Below are 13,430 nucleotides of genomic sequence, written 5' to 3'. Positions count from 1 at the left end.
GATATGACAACGGCAAACACAGCAGCCGCGGGCGCTCCACGGATTACCGTGATCGACCCACGCGCACCGGAACGGGCCAAATTGCGGGTGGCCGCCTACGCGAGAGTCAGCAGCGACTCCGATGACCAGATCAACTCCTACATTGCCCAGGTCGATTTTTACAGCAAGTACATCGCCTCGAAAGAGGACTGGGAGATGGTGGACATCTACGCGGACGAGGGGATCACCGGTCTGGAGGCCCGCAGGCGGGATGACTTCAACCGAATGATGGAGGACTGCAGGGCGGGAAAGATCGACCGGGTATTGGTCAAATCCATCTCCCGGTTTGCCCGCAACACCAAGGAGTACATTCAATTCGTGCGGGAGCTGCTCCGCCTTGGGATCAGCATCTACTTCGAAAAGGAAAATATTGATACGGGGAAAATGACCTCGGAACAGGTCGCGCAGATCTACGGGGCTTTCGCCCAGATGGAATCCACCAACCACTCCGGCAATATGCGCACCAGCGTGCGGATGCGGATGGAAAAGGGGCTGTTCGTCCCGCCCACAGCGCCCTATGGCTACCGGCTGGCAGGCCGTGATCTGGAGATCATCCCCGAGGAGGCTGAGGTGGTCCGCATGATTTACAGCGCCTATCTGAGGGGCCAGGGCAAAGAAGACATTGCCAGAGAGCTGAACCGGCTCGGAACAGAGCGGGGCCGGGGACGACAGAAATGGCATCCGTCCACAGTACACTACATCCTGACCAACATCTCCTACACCGGGGATATGATCTGGCAAAAGAGCTATGCCACCGATACCATCCCCTTCCGGCAGGTGCGCAATCATGGAGAGAAACCGCAATACTTTGCGGAGAACTGCCACCCTGCCATCGTCAGCCGGGAGGAGTTCCAACGGGTACAGGAGCTGATGGCATCCCGCAGGGAACAGTTTACAGCAGGTGCAAAACCGCGGGAATCTGTGTACAGCGGCCACATTTTCTGTGGGGAGTGCGGCTCCATGTGCCGCCAAAAGATCTCCAGTGGAAAGCGGTATTGGGTCTGCCACCGGCATGACAAGTCCAAGGCTGACTGCCCGATCCCACAAATTCCGGAAACGGAGATCGAACAGGCGGTCCTCCGTCTCTGCCGGAAGCTGAAGCAGGGCAGCGGCCGCATCCTGCGGCCGGTTCTGGGGCAGCTGCGGGAGCTGCGGGAACGGGAGCTCCGCTCCAACCGCAGAATCAGCGATATTGACAAAGAAATATCCCATCTCACAGAGCAGAATCTCGTCCTTGTACGGCTGAAGTCGAAAGGATACGTGGATTCTGCTCTCTATTTATCCCAGACGGACGAGATCGGCCGGAAACTGCGGGATCTGCGCAAACTGCGGCGCCGCATCCTCGATTCCACAGGAGAAGACCGCCAGATCCAAGCCACAGAGCAGATGCTGGTGTATCTGGAGGAGATCCCTGAGCGGATGGACCAGGTGGACGCCGGTGCCTTCGAGGAGCTCATCCAGCGAATCATAATCGTATCAGCAGAGCAGGTGAGGTTCCAGCTCCACAATGGCCTGGAGCTGACGGAAAAAGTGGAAAGGGCGGTGCGGTAAATGGCTTGGCAGAGAAAAATTCCGTTCGGTTACTCGATTCAAAACGGAGAAATCATCCGTCAGACTGAGGAAGAAAAAGCGGTCCAGGACATCTTTTCCCGCTATCTGCTGGGCGCGTCCTACAGCCAAATCGCCGCGGAGATGGAGCGGCAGGGCATCCGTTATCATCAGCACACACCGCGGTGGAACAAGCACATGGTAAAACGCATCTTGGAAAATCCCAAATACCTGGGCGGCGATGTATGCCCCCGATTGATTTCCGATGCCGATTTCCTTGCCGTCCAGCTGCGGCGCGGTGACCAGACTACCTATGCCCCCTGCCCAAAACAGCTGGCTCCGGTGCGCGGGCGGGCAGTGTGCGCGATATGCGGCTCCCCCATGACGCGGGACACCAGGCGCCAAGGCCGCCCCCGCTGGCACTGCCAGAACCCGGAATGCGGGCACAGCCTGTACATTGCAGACGAGGAACTGCTGGCGCGGGTGCGAAAGAAACTCCGCCTGCTGGCTCTGGCTGTGGAAGAGATCAGGGAAACGGCTCCGCCCACCCCCTCCCTGGACAGCATCCGCATCCAGAATGAACTGAACCTGTGCTTCAATCGGGCGGACGCCAACCACGAATATGTGAAAGCCCTTATCCTCGGCGCGGCTACCGAGCGTTACAATGAAATGCCGGACCCCGGCCCCTGCCAGCGGCTGAGGGATCTCGTCCGGCAGGTGCGCGAGAACCCGGAGGATGAAGAAACCCTATGGGCATTTTGCGAAGCGGCCGCCAGCCATATCCGTATGGGACAAGGCGGCATAGAGCTGGCACCGATGCCCGTATTGAAGATTCAACATAGAGAGGAGCTGGCGGTATGAACGCGGCTGTACAGGCGGCAGCGCCCAAAAAGGTAACTATAATCCCCTGTGATCCCCAGCTGGCGGAGCGTGATATCCGCAAAAAACATCTGCGGGTGGCCCCCTACTGCCGGGTGTCCACCGACAAGGAGGAGCAGCTATCCAGCTATGAGGCGCAGATCGAATACTATACCGACAAGATCAACTCCAATCCGGACTGGACCATGGTGCGCCTGTATGCGGATGAGGGGATCACCGGCACCTCGGCCCGGAAGCGCAAGGACTTCCTGAAGATGGTACGGGACTGCCAAAAGGGGAAGATCGATCTGGTCATCACCAAGTCGGTGTCCCGGTTCTGCCGCAACACACTGGACGGGCTGAACTATGTGCGCCGCCTGAAACAATACGGTGTAGGCGTGTACTTTGAAAAGGAAAATGTGAACACGCTCTATATGGACAATGAGATGATTCTCACCTTTATGATGAGCCAGGCCCAGGCGGAGAGCGAATCCCTCAGCGGGAATGTGAAGTGGGGCCACCGCAAGAACTTCCAGGACGGGAAGGTCTACTACAACTACAAAGGCTTCCTCGGCTACCGGAGGGGAGCGGACGGCCGGCCGGAAATCGATCCGGAGCAGGCTGCGGTGGTGCGCCGGATTTTTTCCCGGTATCTGCTGGGCCATAGCGTCCGCCAGATCGTCACCGACCTGATGGCGGACGGGATCAAAACCGCTACCGGCAAAGAAATCTGGCATGACAGCGTCATCCAGAAGATGCTCTGCAACGAGAAATATATTGGAGACGCCCTGCTTCAAAAGACCTACATCGCGGACCTGTTCAGCAAAGAAAAGCGGGTCAACAACGGTGAGCTGCCGAAATATTATGTACACGACTGCCATCCGGCCATCATTGACAGGGAAACCTTTCAGAAGGTGCAGGAGGAAATTGCCCGGCGCTCCAGCATCCGAAAGACATCGTCAAAAACCAAGACGGAGCTGGGTAAATACTGCGGCAAATATGTTCTCAGTGAACTGCTGGTCTGCGGAGAATGCGGCAGCCCCTATCGGCGGGTGATCTGGACACAGAAAGGCGCCAAGCGGGTGGTGTGGCGGTGCCAGAACCGGCTGGAGCATGGAAAAAAGCTCTGCAAGAAATCGCCCACCTGGGACGAGCAGGATCTTCACGCCGCGGTGATCGGGGCCATGAACGAGCTGTTTCAAACACAGCTGGCCAAGGACGAACTGAAAGCCAGCATTGCCGCCGCCCTCGCCTGGGAGGAACAGGAACTGACTCTGCCGGCGGTGGAGGCGCGGATACGCGGCCTGCAGGAACGCCAGCTGGAGATCTTCCAGCTGATTGTGGGCGCCGGGCCGGACTGCACCGACTATGATGAGGAGCTCCAGCAGGTAAACATGGCCAAAACCAGCCTGATGGCGAAGAAAGCGGAGCTGGAGCGTACCCAGCAGACTGCCCCGGTATTCGAACATCGGCTGGAGGAGCTCAGCAAGGAGGTGGATGGCGCAACCGGCGTGATCAGTGCCTTCGATGAGCTGACCGTGCGCCAGCTCATCAGCAATATCAAGGTGCTGGACAAGGAGAACCTCCTTGTCCGGTTCAAGGACGGGACGGAGATCACCCAGCAAAAATGAGGAGGCGGAGGTATTATGGAATACAGAAAAACATATTTCCGGATTCACAGCCGCTATCAGTTCGATTCCAGCTGGCCGGACGAGAGTGACGCGACTGAGTTTCGAGAGGAAACTCGCCGCCTGTTCCAGAGTGCGGGCTGGGATCTGCATCCCGACGGAGACAGTACATCTGATACCGTCACGAAAGGCCAGCAGGATCTATACCTGCACCCGATGAATTTTAGTGGTATCATAGAGGTGAACGAAATCCCCGCGCTCCAAGCATTGATGAAAGAGGCGGAAACCTTCCAGTGCTATGGCGTTGACTGCTATGAGCGGTACTGGGAACTCACCGATGAAGAATATCTGGGCCAGTTGGAAAGCAAGCGCGAGGAGATTACGCAGACGATCCTGGAACAGTGCCGGACAAAACGCAAGAACCTGTATGTCGCGGGCCCGGTCGCTTTGAATGTTGCTCAAAGGTTCTCTGTGCGCAGGCTCTGCGATAAGGACGGCAAACACAATCTTGCAAATCAATTCGTTGGGAAACTGATGGAACAGCTTGTTCAGAAGGGCCGGCTGGTGACGGCAGAAACCAGAAACGGCCCCGGAATCCGCACGGCAACCGATGCGGAGATCCGTTCCCCGCTGCCAGGGCAGCAGCAAATGACCCTGTAGACATGAGGTGTGACAGAATGGCGATTTATATCACAGGAGATACTCACGGCGGCTTCCAACGCTTTGGAAGCAAATACTTCCCCCAGCAGAAAGAGATGAGCCGAGAGGACTATGTCATCATCACAGGCGATTTCGGAGGCTTGTGGGACGGAGGCCAGAAAGACCAGCACTGGCTGGACTGGCTGGAGGAAAAGCCCTTTACCACCCTGTTCGTGGACGGGAACCATGAGAATTTTGGCCTGTTGGACGCTCTTCCGGAAAAGGAGTGGAACGGCGGGCGGGTCCATGCGGCGCGGGATCATGTCCTGCACCTTATGCGGGGACAGGTCTTCCACTTCGGCGGCCTCACCTGGTTTACCATGGGCGGCGCGGCCTCCCACGATATTCAGGATGGCATCCTCGATCCCGCCGCTCCGGATTTCGAGCGCCAGTATTGGCTGATGCGCCGGATGCGGGCCATGTTCCGGGTCAAGGGTGTGAGCTGGTGGGCTGAGGAGATGCCCAGCCCGGAGGAATACCAAGAGGCCCTGGCAAACCTGGACCGGGTCAACTGGACGGTGGACTGTATCCTGACCCATTGCGCTCCCAGCAGTGTAGTGAGAAAAGTCAACCCTTCCTATGGAACGGATGAACTGACGGACTTCCTTGAAACAATCAGCCAGCGATGCAAATTTGCCTACTGGTTTTTCGGCCACTACCATGACAACCGGATCATTGATGAAAAATACATCCTCCAGTGGGAACAGATCTCTCAACTGGAGTAGGCGCCCCATGCGGCGGAGCGGCCTTCGGGCCGCTCCTGCTTGTAAAACCGGAAGGAATTGCGGAATAGACGGACGGCTCGTCCTGTGATATGATGGTACCAAAGAAAAAAGATTGGAGGACGGCCGGAATGTCGGAAAAGCAAAAGAAAGCCATTCGGGAGCTGACCCTCATGCTGATGTATCTCACCTCCTGGGAGGAGCGGGATGCGCCAGGGCTGCGGGCGGTCAAGAAAAGGGACCTGGAAAAGTATCCACTTGTCCGCCGGTGCTGGAAGGGCTATGAACACAGCCTGCTGGATAAACTGTCAGAGGAGGGGCTGATCAACGCTGCCGGGCGAACCTACCCTGCCCTCATCACACCAGAGGGGGAAGCCGAAGCGCGGAAGCTGTTGGCTCAGTATGGGATCAAATTGGAAGAAAAAGAGCGGGACAACGACTGAATACAAACTGAAATATCATATCTGCTCTGTTTAGGAAAGGGGTGACCGGAGCATGAAGGAGCGGACCTGCATTTGCTGTGACCTGAAATCGTTTTACGCGAGTGTGGAGTGCATCGAGCGTGGGCTGGACCCCATGACCACCAACCTTGTGGTAGCGGATCTGAGTCGCACCGAAAAGACCATCTGCCTGGCGGTCACCCCTTCCCTGAAGGCTTACGGCATTTCCGGCCGGGCCAGGCTGTTTGAGGTGGTCCAACGGGTCAAGGAGGTCAATGCCCAGCGACAGCGGAGCGCACCTGGCCGGCAGCTCACCGGCGCTTCCTCCCACGACCCGGAGGTGCGGCAAAATCCGTCTCTGTCTCTCGACTATATCGTAGCCCCGCCCCGGATGGCCCACTACATTGACTGGAGTACTCGCGTCTACAGCGTGTACCTCAAGTATGTGGCGCCGGAGGACATCTATCCCTATTCCATCGATGAGGTATTCATGGATGTCACCAACTACCTGGATACCTACAAGATGACAGCGCGGGAGCTGACCCGGACCATCATCCTGGATATCCTGAAGACCACCGGCATCACCGCCGCGGCGGGGATGGGCACTAACCTGTACCTGGCCAAGATTGCAATGGACATCGTGGCCAAGCACGTCCACGCGGACAAGGACGGGGTGCGGATCGCCAAGCTCAACGAGATGACCTACCGGCGGCTCCTGTGGACCCACCGGCCTCTCACCGACTTCTGGCGGGTGGGCAAGGGCTATGCCGCCAAGCTGGAGGCCCACGGCCTCTACACCATGGGGGATATCGCACGGTGCTCCATTGGCAAGCCTACGGACTACCACAATGAGGAACTGCTTTATAAGCTCTTTGGTGTCAACGCGGAGCTGCTCATCGACCACGCCTGGGGTTGGGAACCCTGTACCATCGCGGACGCGAAAGCCTACAAGCCGGAGCACAAGAGCATCGTCTCCGCCCAAGTGCTCCAGTGCCCCTATACCTTTGAAAAGGCCCGGCTGGTGGTGCGGGAGATGGCGGATGTCCTGGCCCTGGATCTGGTGGACAAGAGGCTGGTGACCAACCAGCTGGTGCTCACTGTGGGCTACGACCGGGAGAACCTGGACGACCCCGGCCGCGCTGCCCGGTATCACGGCCCCGTCACCACCGACCGCTACGGCCGGAATATCCCCAAGCACGCCATTGGTACGGAGAACTTCCCCTATACCTCCTCCGCCAATGACCTGCTGAAAGCCGTCACCACCCTCTATGACCGGGTCGTGGACCCGAACCTGCTGGTGCGGCGGCTGAGCATCAGCGCCAACAAGCTGCTGGACGAGGCCACCGTCCCCAAGGGCGGGGAGGCAGAGCAGCTGGATCTCTTCACCGACTACGCCGCCAAAGAACGGCAGCAGGCGGAGGACGAGGCTGACCACGCCCGGGAACGGAAGATTCAGGAGGCCATGCTTGGCATCAAAATGAAGTACGGCAAGAACGCCATTCTCAAGGGGATGAACCTGGAGGAGGGCGCCACTACCAAGGAGCGGAACCAGACCATCGGAGGGCATCAGGCATGAGCGGACCATACGACAACATCATAAATCTCCCCCATCCCACCTCTAAGCGGCACCCCCGGATGTCCCTCCATGACCGGGCGGCACAGTTCTCCCCTTTCGCGGCCCTGTCCGGCCACGCCGCCGCCCTGGCGGAGACCACCCGGTTGACGGATCGGAAGATCGAGCTGGACGAGGACACCAGGGCGGAACTGGACCGGCGGCAGGCCGTGCTGCTGGAGCAGATCTCGGAGCAGCCGGAAATCACGGTGACCTGGTTCCAGCCCGACGGGAAGAAAGAGGGCGGGCGGTATATCACGGCCACGGGACGGCTGAAAAAGCTGGACGAGGCGGCACAGGCACTGGTCCTCACGGATGGGACGAGCATCCCCTTGGAGGATGTGCTGGAACTTCAGAGCGCCTGCTTCCGCAACATTCTTCCAGATGGATAGGACCAGCCAGTGCGGACAGGTCGAAATAACCCCATTATAACCCCTTGATAAAGAGGTTATAATGGGGTATAATAATCAACAGAGAAAGGGGGCGCGGCATGGACGAAAAAAAGAGGCTGGACGCCATCCAAGCGTTAGAGCGGCAGATCAATGGGCTGCCCATTGGATATATCTCAAAGAAAAACATCAATGGCAAGGCCCGCTATTACCACCAGTGGACAGAGGCCGGGAAAAAACGCAGCCGGTATCTGCGGGATGGAGAGCTGGAACCGCTCCAAAAGCAAATTGAGGAGCGGAGATCCCTGCAGGCGGAGTTAAAAAAGCTGCAGGCTGAGATGCCGAAACAGAGCCAGCCGAAGCTGGACTTTGAAACCAGTGTCATTACCGGCAGAGGGCTGGCCGCCATGTTCCAAGGGGTAGAGAGCTGGCAGCGGCGGGACTGCTTTGCACAGCTGGAGGATTACCTGTACGGCTCTGGGCGCGACCGGGTCTGCCTGGTCTTCGGCCTGCGCCGGACGGGAAAAACCACCATGCTCCGGCAGGCCATCGGACGGATGACCAGCGAGGCTCTTTCGCGGGCCGCCTATCTCAAAGCCCGCAGGACAGACAATATGGCGATGATGAACCGGGATCTGAAAAAGCTGTTTGACGCGGGATTCCAGTACGTATTCATTGATGAGGTTACGCTGATGCGCGACTTCATCGATTCCGCCGCCATCTTCTCCGATGTCTTTGCCGCCATGGGGATGAAGATTGTCCTGTCCGGTACCGACTCTCTGGGCTTCTGGCTGGCCATGGATCAGGAGCTGTACGACCGGGCCAAGCCCATCCACACGACCTTTATCCCCTACCGGGAATACAGCCGGCTGCTGGGGATCAACAGCATCGACGAGTATATCCGCTATGGCGGGACGCTGCGGGCCGGTGAAACAGCATTTGACGACGCGGACGCCAACGCCCAGGACGCCTCCTTCCGGGATGACGAGTCTACACGGCGCTATATCGACACGGCGATCTGCCGGAACATCCAGCACTCCCTGGCCTGCTATGAGGCCGGCGGGCATTTTCGCCATTTGTACTCCTTATACGAGGCCGGGGAATTGACCAGTGCCATCAACCGGATCATCGAGGACATGAACCACCGTTTCCTGATTTCGGTGCTGACAGAGGACTTCACCTCCCATGACCTGCGGCTCACCGCCGCGAATCTGCGGAAAGAACGCAATCCCCAAAAACGCACAGATGTGCTGGATACCATTGACACTGAGGCCGTCACCCGCCGGCTGATGGAACTGCTGGACATTCGGAACCGGGAGGAGCAGTCTATCGGCATCACACAGGCCCATGTCAACGAGATCAAGGAATATTTGGCCGCGCTGGAGCTGATCGTGGACTGCCCCATTGAAACGGCAGATCCAGACGCCAAGCCCGTGGAGCATATCCTGTTCACCCAGCCGGGGATGCGGTATTGCCAGGCACAGGCCCTTGTCCACGCGCTGATGAAAGACGAGACCTTCGCGGCGCACAGTGAGCTGGAAAAGGCGCAGGTCACAGAGCGGATTCTGGAAGAAGTCCGTGGACGGATGATGGAGGATATTGTGCTGCTGGAAACCCTGAAGGCAGCTGACAGAGACCATCGTGTATTCAAGCTGCAATTTGCTGCCGGCGAGTTTGACATGGTGATCTATAACGAAAAAGAGAACAGCTGTGAGATCTTTGAGATCAAGCACAGTGGCAAACAGGTCCCAGCACAATACCGGCATCTGCTCGATGAAGAAAAGTGCCAGCAGACGGAGCGGCGGTTCGGCCCGATTCGGGGACGGTATGTGCTATATCGGGGTGAAACAGCGCAGGCCGAAAAGGGCGTGCAGTATCAAAATGTAGAGTCCTATCTGAAAGAACTGCCCAATCTCGATGTGTGCCAGTCAAACAAGATTGTTCCCCAGACAATGGGCCCTGTGCTGTAAAACGGCTCGATGCGGGTATTCGGACGACGAAATCAAAAATATCGATTTTAACCGCCCCTTCCATAAGGTGGCAACAATTCGGATATTTTAAGCGAAACGCTTAGAATACCAAAGGGTTGCCACCTTTTTTATTTTCAATTCTGCACTCAGAAAAAAAGATATTTTCGCGTTATTTTGGTAACTGGGGAGATTCGAACTCCCCCTTTCACAGATTCAAAGGTAAAATCCTGAGAAGCGCCCTTTTTGCGGGCGCAGAATAGAGCGAATTTTTCTCAAAATTCCATACGATCTTTCAGGCGTCTGTTTGTTGGTTTCGTCGAAGCCATCAAATAGGCGCCCTTTTTCATTTCACAACTTAATCCGTCAACCGGCCGGAGCATTTTTAGGATGCTCCGGCCTATTTTTTTGCTTACGAGGAGGACTTCACAATGAACAATCAGAACGAAACCACGCAGCTCCGTTACCTTGAAGAAACCGCCACCCGGCTGCGGCAGAACGGTTTTACGGTAGAACCGATTGAAGATCACCACCTGCCCGTCTGCTGGGAAAAAGGGCGTCTCTGCCGCGTATCCGGCAAGGGCAGCGTGTTGTACCGGCAAGAGAACGTGGACAGTATTCGGGCGCAGGATGCGCTGCAAAGCGTCATCGACACCGCCAAAATGACTTCGGAGTACATGGCGATTCTGGAAACCGCGCCACGGCTCAAGGCGACCGATCTCACCGGTGACTACCGCATCCTTGCTGACTTTGGTGACGCGGTGCTGGCGGGCCACCCCACCGAACGCGGCGTCCAGTTTGTGACCTGGGAGTGGGACTTCGACCGCAAAGGCGTCCATCACGGACATTATTTCCAGGATGACTATGACGCCGCCAAGCGGGACTTCACCGTGCGCGGCAGGCTTGTTCAAAAAGACGCCCTTTTTGAGCCGGAGCAGCTTGCGGAGATCTACCGCGCGCTAAGGTTTGTCCGTGAACAGGATGAAAGCCTTTCCTTCGGACGGGATCAGGAACTGGCGGAGCTCATGAACCAGGTCGGCGGACTGCTGCCCGCGGATGTTCCGCGGCAGCGGGATGCGCCGGAACAGAGCGGCATGACAATGAAATAGGTATCCACGCGGGCCGGACAGAAATGTCCGGCATTTTTTATTTTAGGAGGAAAAGATGATGGAAATTCATGGCACGATCCACTTCAAACTCATTCTTCCGCACTTCCCCGGCTTTCAGCAGGAGCCGCTGCCGGAGCCTGTTTGCAGCCGCTCCCCGGAGTGCAAGGACTGCCCTTACCCCCGCCACGGTTTTCTCTGCTGGGGTGCGGACGGAACCTGCCTGCGGAGCCGAATGAACGAGATCAACGAGAAAAAGGAGGACAATGATCATGATGAGCGCAGTTTTGAGTAATCCCAACCACCCGGAATACGGTGTGGCGACCATCCCGTTCCCCATTCCGCATGACCAGTACACATACTGCATGGAGCTACTGAAGGCGTTGGAGATCGGCGATGCGGTCAAGGCGGACTGCAAGGTGGTGGCGGTTGATAGTTTTTCCTCTGTGCTCAAGCGCACGGAAATGCTCACGGTCAACGTGGAGGAGCTGAATTACCTCGCCAAACGGCTGGAAAGCTTCGACACCGGCGAGGCCGCACAGTTTCAGGCGATGGCTCACAAGTTGGAGCTTTTCGAGCTGAAGGATCTCATCAACCTGACCTTCTGCTGCCAGCAGGCCACGGTCATCACCGACTTTTCTGACCTCGCCGCTGTTGGCCGTGACCACTATATGAACCTGCACGGCGGCAGCGCGAGTGTGGATGAGCTGAACGCGCTGGACGGCGAGAAAACCGCGCGGCGGCTCATTGAAAACGGCGGCGGCACGATCACCCCCTACGGCGTAGTCTACGACAACGGCATGAAGCTGGAGCAGGTCTACGACGGCCGCGTCTTCCCCTGCTATTACTATGAGCCGAATGTCATCACCGTTGCGGTGACCTCCAAAGCCGAGCCGGAGGATACGGAGCATATCACATGGCTGTACCTCCCCATGATCCAGGAGGAGATCGACCGCGCCCTCCTTCGTGGGGGCATCACAGATCCCGCCGATGTCCGCCTGCGGCTGGAGGACAGCCAGCTCCCCAATGAAGTGGATGTTCTTCTGGATATGGAGTACGAAACTCTCTCTGATCTCAACGAACTGGCAGAGACGACGGATGGATTATCAAAAGCGGATATGGAAAAGCTCGGTGCTGTGGTCATTTTGGCAAAGCCAAAGTCCGCGGTACAGATCAAAAACCTTGCAGAAAGCCTTGACCTCTTTGACTTCGCCCCCGGCGCGCATACGCCGCAGGAATACGGCAAGTACATGATCCAGCAGTCTGGCCGCTTTGAGTATGACGAAAATCTCGATGCTTTTTATGACTATGAAAAGTACGGCACAGAGCGCATGAACGAGGAGGACGGGATGTTCACTGACCGGGGTTACATCGCCTATAAGGGCTATATCAGCATGGAAGAAGTGATGGACGGTGGTCAGAGTAACCACATGGAGATGGGAGGGCTTTCGCGATGATCATTCAAGCAGAACTGAAGTGTAAGCAGACCGGGTGTGAGGCAGACCCCTGTGCCGTGGATAAGGTCATCGAGCTGCCAAGCCAGCGGTTCCAGCAGTTCAGCCGCGCACTGCTGGCTGACTATGATTTCATCGCGGAGAACAAAAATGCCATCCGGCGCGATGGTGACACCAGACACTGCCTGCTCATCCTCGACGCGGATGGAACGGACGGTTTCCTTGCTGACCCACAGGGATATAACTACGCCCGGTACAGCGCCTTTGTTCCCAACGCCCGCAGCTTGCTGACACCGGATATGGGGATCGACCGCAGCTATCTTTCGCCGGCAGAGCCTTGGCGCAATGAAAATCGGGATGAAATGCTCCGCATGACGCTGCGCGTCAATGGAAAGCCGGACTACACCCTCGTCCTCCCCGCTGATGAGGAATACCTGGACGCGGTGAAAAATTACCTCGATATTGATGTTTTCGCGAACGCCATGCTCTGTGATATTCGCTTCAAGGTGCCTTACATCGGGGAGCTGATTCGTGATACGGATTGCCCTGCCGTGGAGGATTACAACGATTTTGCCGAATCCTTGGAGGACATCTGGCAGCAGGACGGGATGCTTCTGACCTACGCCGCCGTGCTGGAGGCAGAGAAGCCGGAAACCCTGCACCGTGCCTGTGAGCTCCTGCGAAATCTGGACAACTATCAGCGCATCACGGAGGGTGCTTACGGTTACGGTCAGCAGCGATTGCAGGAAACGCTGGGGCTGGATGATGAGGCCATCTATGAGCTGGACGGCTACATGGATTTTGAGAAATACGGTCAGGACTGCATGGAAAACGACTGTGTGGCAAAAACAGAGTTCGGCCTGCTGCGGCGCTTGGAGCCGCCCTTCCCGGAGCAGACGCAGGGGCAGCAAATGTTTCGGTAGACTTTGCGGCAGATGTGTAGTGTGTTTGCCGTTACCAAAAAAGAA

General features: G+C 57.2%; 13 protein-coding genes. All 13 read left to right on the top strand.

Going from position 1 to position 13,430, the window contains the following annotated elements; translation table 11 throughout:
- The first annotated feature begins 3 nt into the window (after window positions 1-3).
- The 13 genes from NI20_RS0105535 to NI20_RS14105 all read left to right on the top strand — a co-directional run bounded on the left by NI20_RS0105535 (window position 4) and on the right by NI20_RS14105 (window position 13,385).
- A complete protein-coding gene (locus tag NI20_RS0105535) occupies window positions 4-1,590 on the top strand; it encodes a recombinase family protein (protein WP_033120450.1) in 1,587 nt (528 codons plus the stop codon).
- Window positions 1,591-2,448 carry a recombinase family protein gene (locus tag NI20_RS0105530; protein WP_033120449.1) on the top strand — a complete coding sequence of 286 codons (858 nt, stop codon included), beginning with the start codon at window positions 1,591-1,593 and terminating at the stop codon, window positions 2,446-2,448. It abuts the gene before it with no gap.
- The gene (locus NI20_RS0105525) at window positions 2,445-4,076 is read left to right on the top strand and encodes a recombinase family protein (RefSeq protein WP_033120448.1); all 1,632 of its coding nucleotides are present in this window, start codon (window positions 2,445-2,447) and stop codon (window positions 4,074-4,076) included. The genes NI20_RS0105530 and NI20_RS0105525 overlap by 4 nt, the downstream gene beginning before the upstream one ends.
- Window positions 4,077-4,091: 15 nt before the next feature.
- On the top strand, window positions 4,092-4,733 hold the full coding sequence (locus NI20_RS0105520; protein WP_033120447.1) for a hypothetical protein: 642 nt from the start codon (window positions 4,092-4,094) through the stop codon (window positions 4,731-4,733).
- A 17-nt stretch (window positions 4,734-4,750) separates the two neighbouring features.
- On the top strand, window positions 4,751-5,497 hold the full coding sequence (locus NI20_RS0105515; protein WP_033120446.1) for a metallophosphoesterase: 747 nt from the start codon (window positions 4,751-4,753) through the stop codon (window positions 5,495-5,497).
- A 128-nt stretch (window positions 5,498-5,625) separates the two neighbouring features.
- Window positions 5,626-5,937, top strand: coding sequence for a DUF6429 family protein (locus NI20_RS0105510; protein ID WP_033120445.1), 312 nt, complete (start codon window positions 5,626-5,628; stop codon window positions 5,935-5,937).
- Between the two features lie 52 nt (window positions 5,938-5,989).
- On the top strand, window positions 5,990-7,510 hold the full coding sequence (locus NI20_RS0105505; protein ID WP_033120444.1) for a DNA methylase: 1,521 nt from the start codon (window positions 5,990-5,992) through the stop codon (window positions 7,508-7,510).
- Window positions 7,507-7,938 (top strand): hypothetical protein, encoded by a 432-nt coding sequence (locus tag NI20_RS0105500; RefSeq protein ID WP_033120443.1) that lies wholly within the window; start codon window positions 7,507-7,509, stop codon window positions 7,936-7,938. Before NI20_RS0105505 ends, NI20_RS0105500 begins: the two co-directional genes overlap by 4 nt.
- A 98-nt stretch (window positions 7,939-8,036) precedes the next feature.
- On the top strand, window positions 8,037-9,905 hold the full coding sequence (locus NI20_RS0105495; protein ID WP_242842933.1) for an AAA family ATPase: 1,869 nt from the start codon (window positions 8,037-8,039) through the stop codon (window positions 9,903-9,905).
- Window positions 9,906-10,333: 428 nt separating this feature from the next.
- Entirely contained in the window at window positions 10,334-11,011 is a 678-nt protein-coding gene (locus NI20_RS14110; protein WP_052084455.1) for a hypothetical protein, read from the top strand.
- A gap of 55 nt (window positions 11,012-11,066) precedes the next feature.
- The gene (locus NI20_RS0105485; RefSeq protein WP_156108562.1) at window positions 11,067-11,303 is read left to right on the top strand and encodes a hypothetical protein; all 237 of its coding nucleotides are present in this window, start codon (window positions 11,067-11,069) and stop codon (window positions 11,301-11,303) included.
- Window positions 11,281-12,465: an antirestriction protein ArdA gene (locus tag NI20_RS0105480; RefSeq protein WP_033120441.1), complete on the top strand. Its 1,185-nt coding sequence runs from the start codon at window positions 11,281-11,283 to the stop codon at window positions 12,463-12,465. The genes NI20_RS0105485 and NI20_RS0105480 overlap by 23 nt, the downstream gene beginning before the upstream one ends.
- Window positions 12,462-13,385, top strand: a complete 924-nt coding sequence (locus tag NI20_RS14105) for a DUF6329 domain-containing protein (RefSeq protein WP_052084454.1) — start codon at window positions 12,462-12,464, stop codon at window positions 13,383-13,385. Before NI20_RS0105480 ends, NI20_RS14105 begins: the two co-directional genes overlap by 4 nt.
- Window positions 13,386-13,430: the final 45 nt, after the last annotated feature.

Source organism: Oscillibacter sp. ER4 (assembly GCF_000765235.1).
GTDB lineage: Bacteria > Bacillota > Clostridia > Oscillospirales > Oscillospiraceae > Hominicoprocola > Hominicoprocola fusiformis.
The sequence above is the reverse complement of the archived record's forward strand: the minus strand, read 5'-3'. Positions and strand labels throughout refer to the sequence as shown.

Excerpts from the sequence above, each read along its gene's own strand:
- NI20_RS0105480 (WP_033120441.1), top strand. The coding sequence starts at position 11,281 with ATGATGAGCGCAGTTTTGAGTAATCCCAACCACCCGGAATACGGTGTG.
- NI20_RS0105525 (WP_033120448.1), top strand. The coding sequence starts at position 2,445 with ATGAACGCGGCTGTACAGGCGGCAGCGCCCAAAAAGGTAACTATAATC.
- NI20_RS0105510 (WP_033120445.1), top strand. The coding sequence starts at position 5,626 with ATGTCGGAAAAGCAAAAGAAAGCCATTCGGGAGCTGACCCTCATGCTG.
- NI20_RS14110 (WP_052084455.1), top strand. The coding sequence starts at position 10,334 with ATGAACAATCAGAACGAAACCACGCAGCTCCGTTACCTTGAAGAAACC.
- NI20_RS0105495 (WP_242842933.1), top strand. The coding sequence starts at position 8,037 with ATGGACGAAAAAAAGAGGCTGGACGCCATCCAAGCGTTAGAGCGGCAG.
- NI20_RS0105515 (WP_033120446.1), top strand. The coding sequence starts at position 4,751 with ATGGCGATTTATATCACAGGAGATACTCACGGCGGCTTCCAACGCTTT.
- NI20_RS0105535 (WP_033120450.1), top strand. The coding sequence starts at position 4 with ATGACAACGGCAAACACAGCAGCCGCGGGCGCTCCACGGATTACCGTG.
- NI20_RS0105505 (WP_033120444.1), top strand. The coding sequence starts at position 5,990 with ATGAAGGAGCGGACCTGCATTTGCTGTGACCTGAAATCGTTTTACGCG.
- NI20_RS0105485 (WP_156108562.1), top strand. The coding sequence starts at position 11,067 with ATGATGGAAATTCATGGCACGATCCACTTCAAACTCATTCTTCCGCAC.
- NI20_RS0105530 (WP_033120449.1), top strand. The coding sequence starts at position 1,591 with ATGGCTTGGCAGAGAAAAATTCCGTTCGGTTACTCGATTCAAAACGGA.
- NI20_RS0105520 (WP_033120447.1), top strand. The coding sequence starts at position 4,092 with ATGGAATACAGAAAAACATATTTCCGGATTCACAGCCGCTATCAGTTC.
- NI20_RS14105 (WP_052084454.1), top strand. The coding sequence starts at position 12,462 with ATGATCATTCAAGCAGAACTGAAGTGTAAGCAGACCGGGTGTGAGGCA.
- NI20_RS0105500 (WP_033120443.1), top strand. The coding sequence starts at position 7,507 with ATGAGCGGACCATACGACAACATCATAAATCTCCCCCATCCCACCTCT.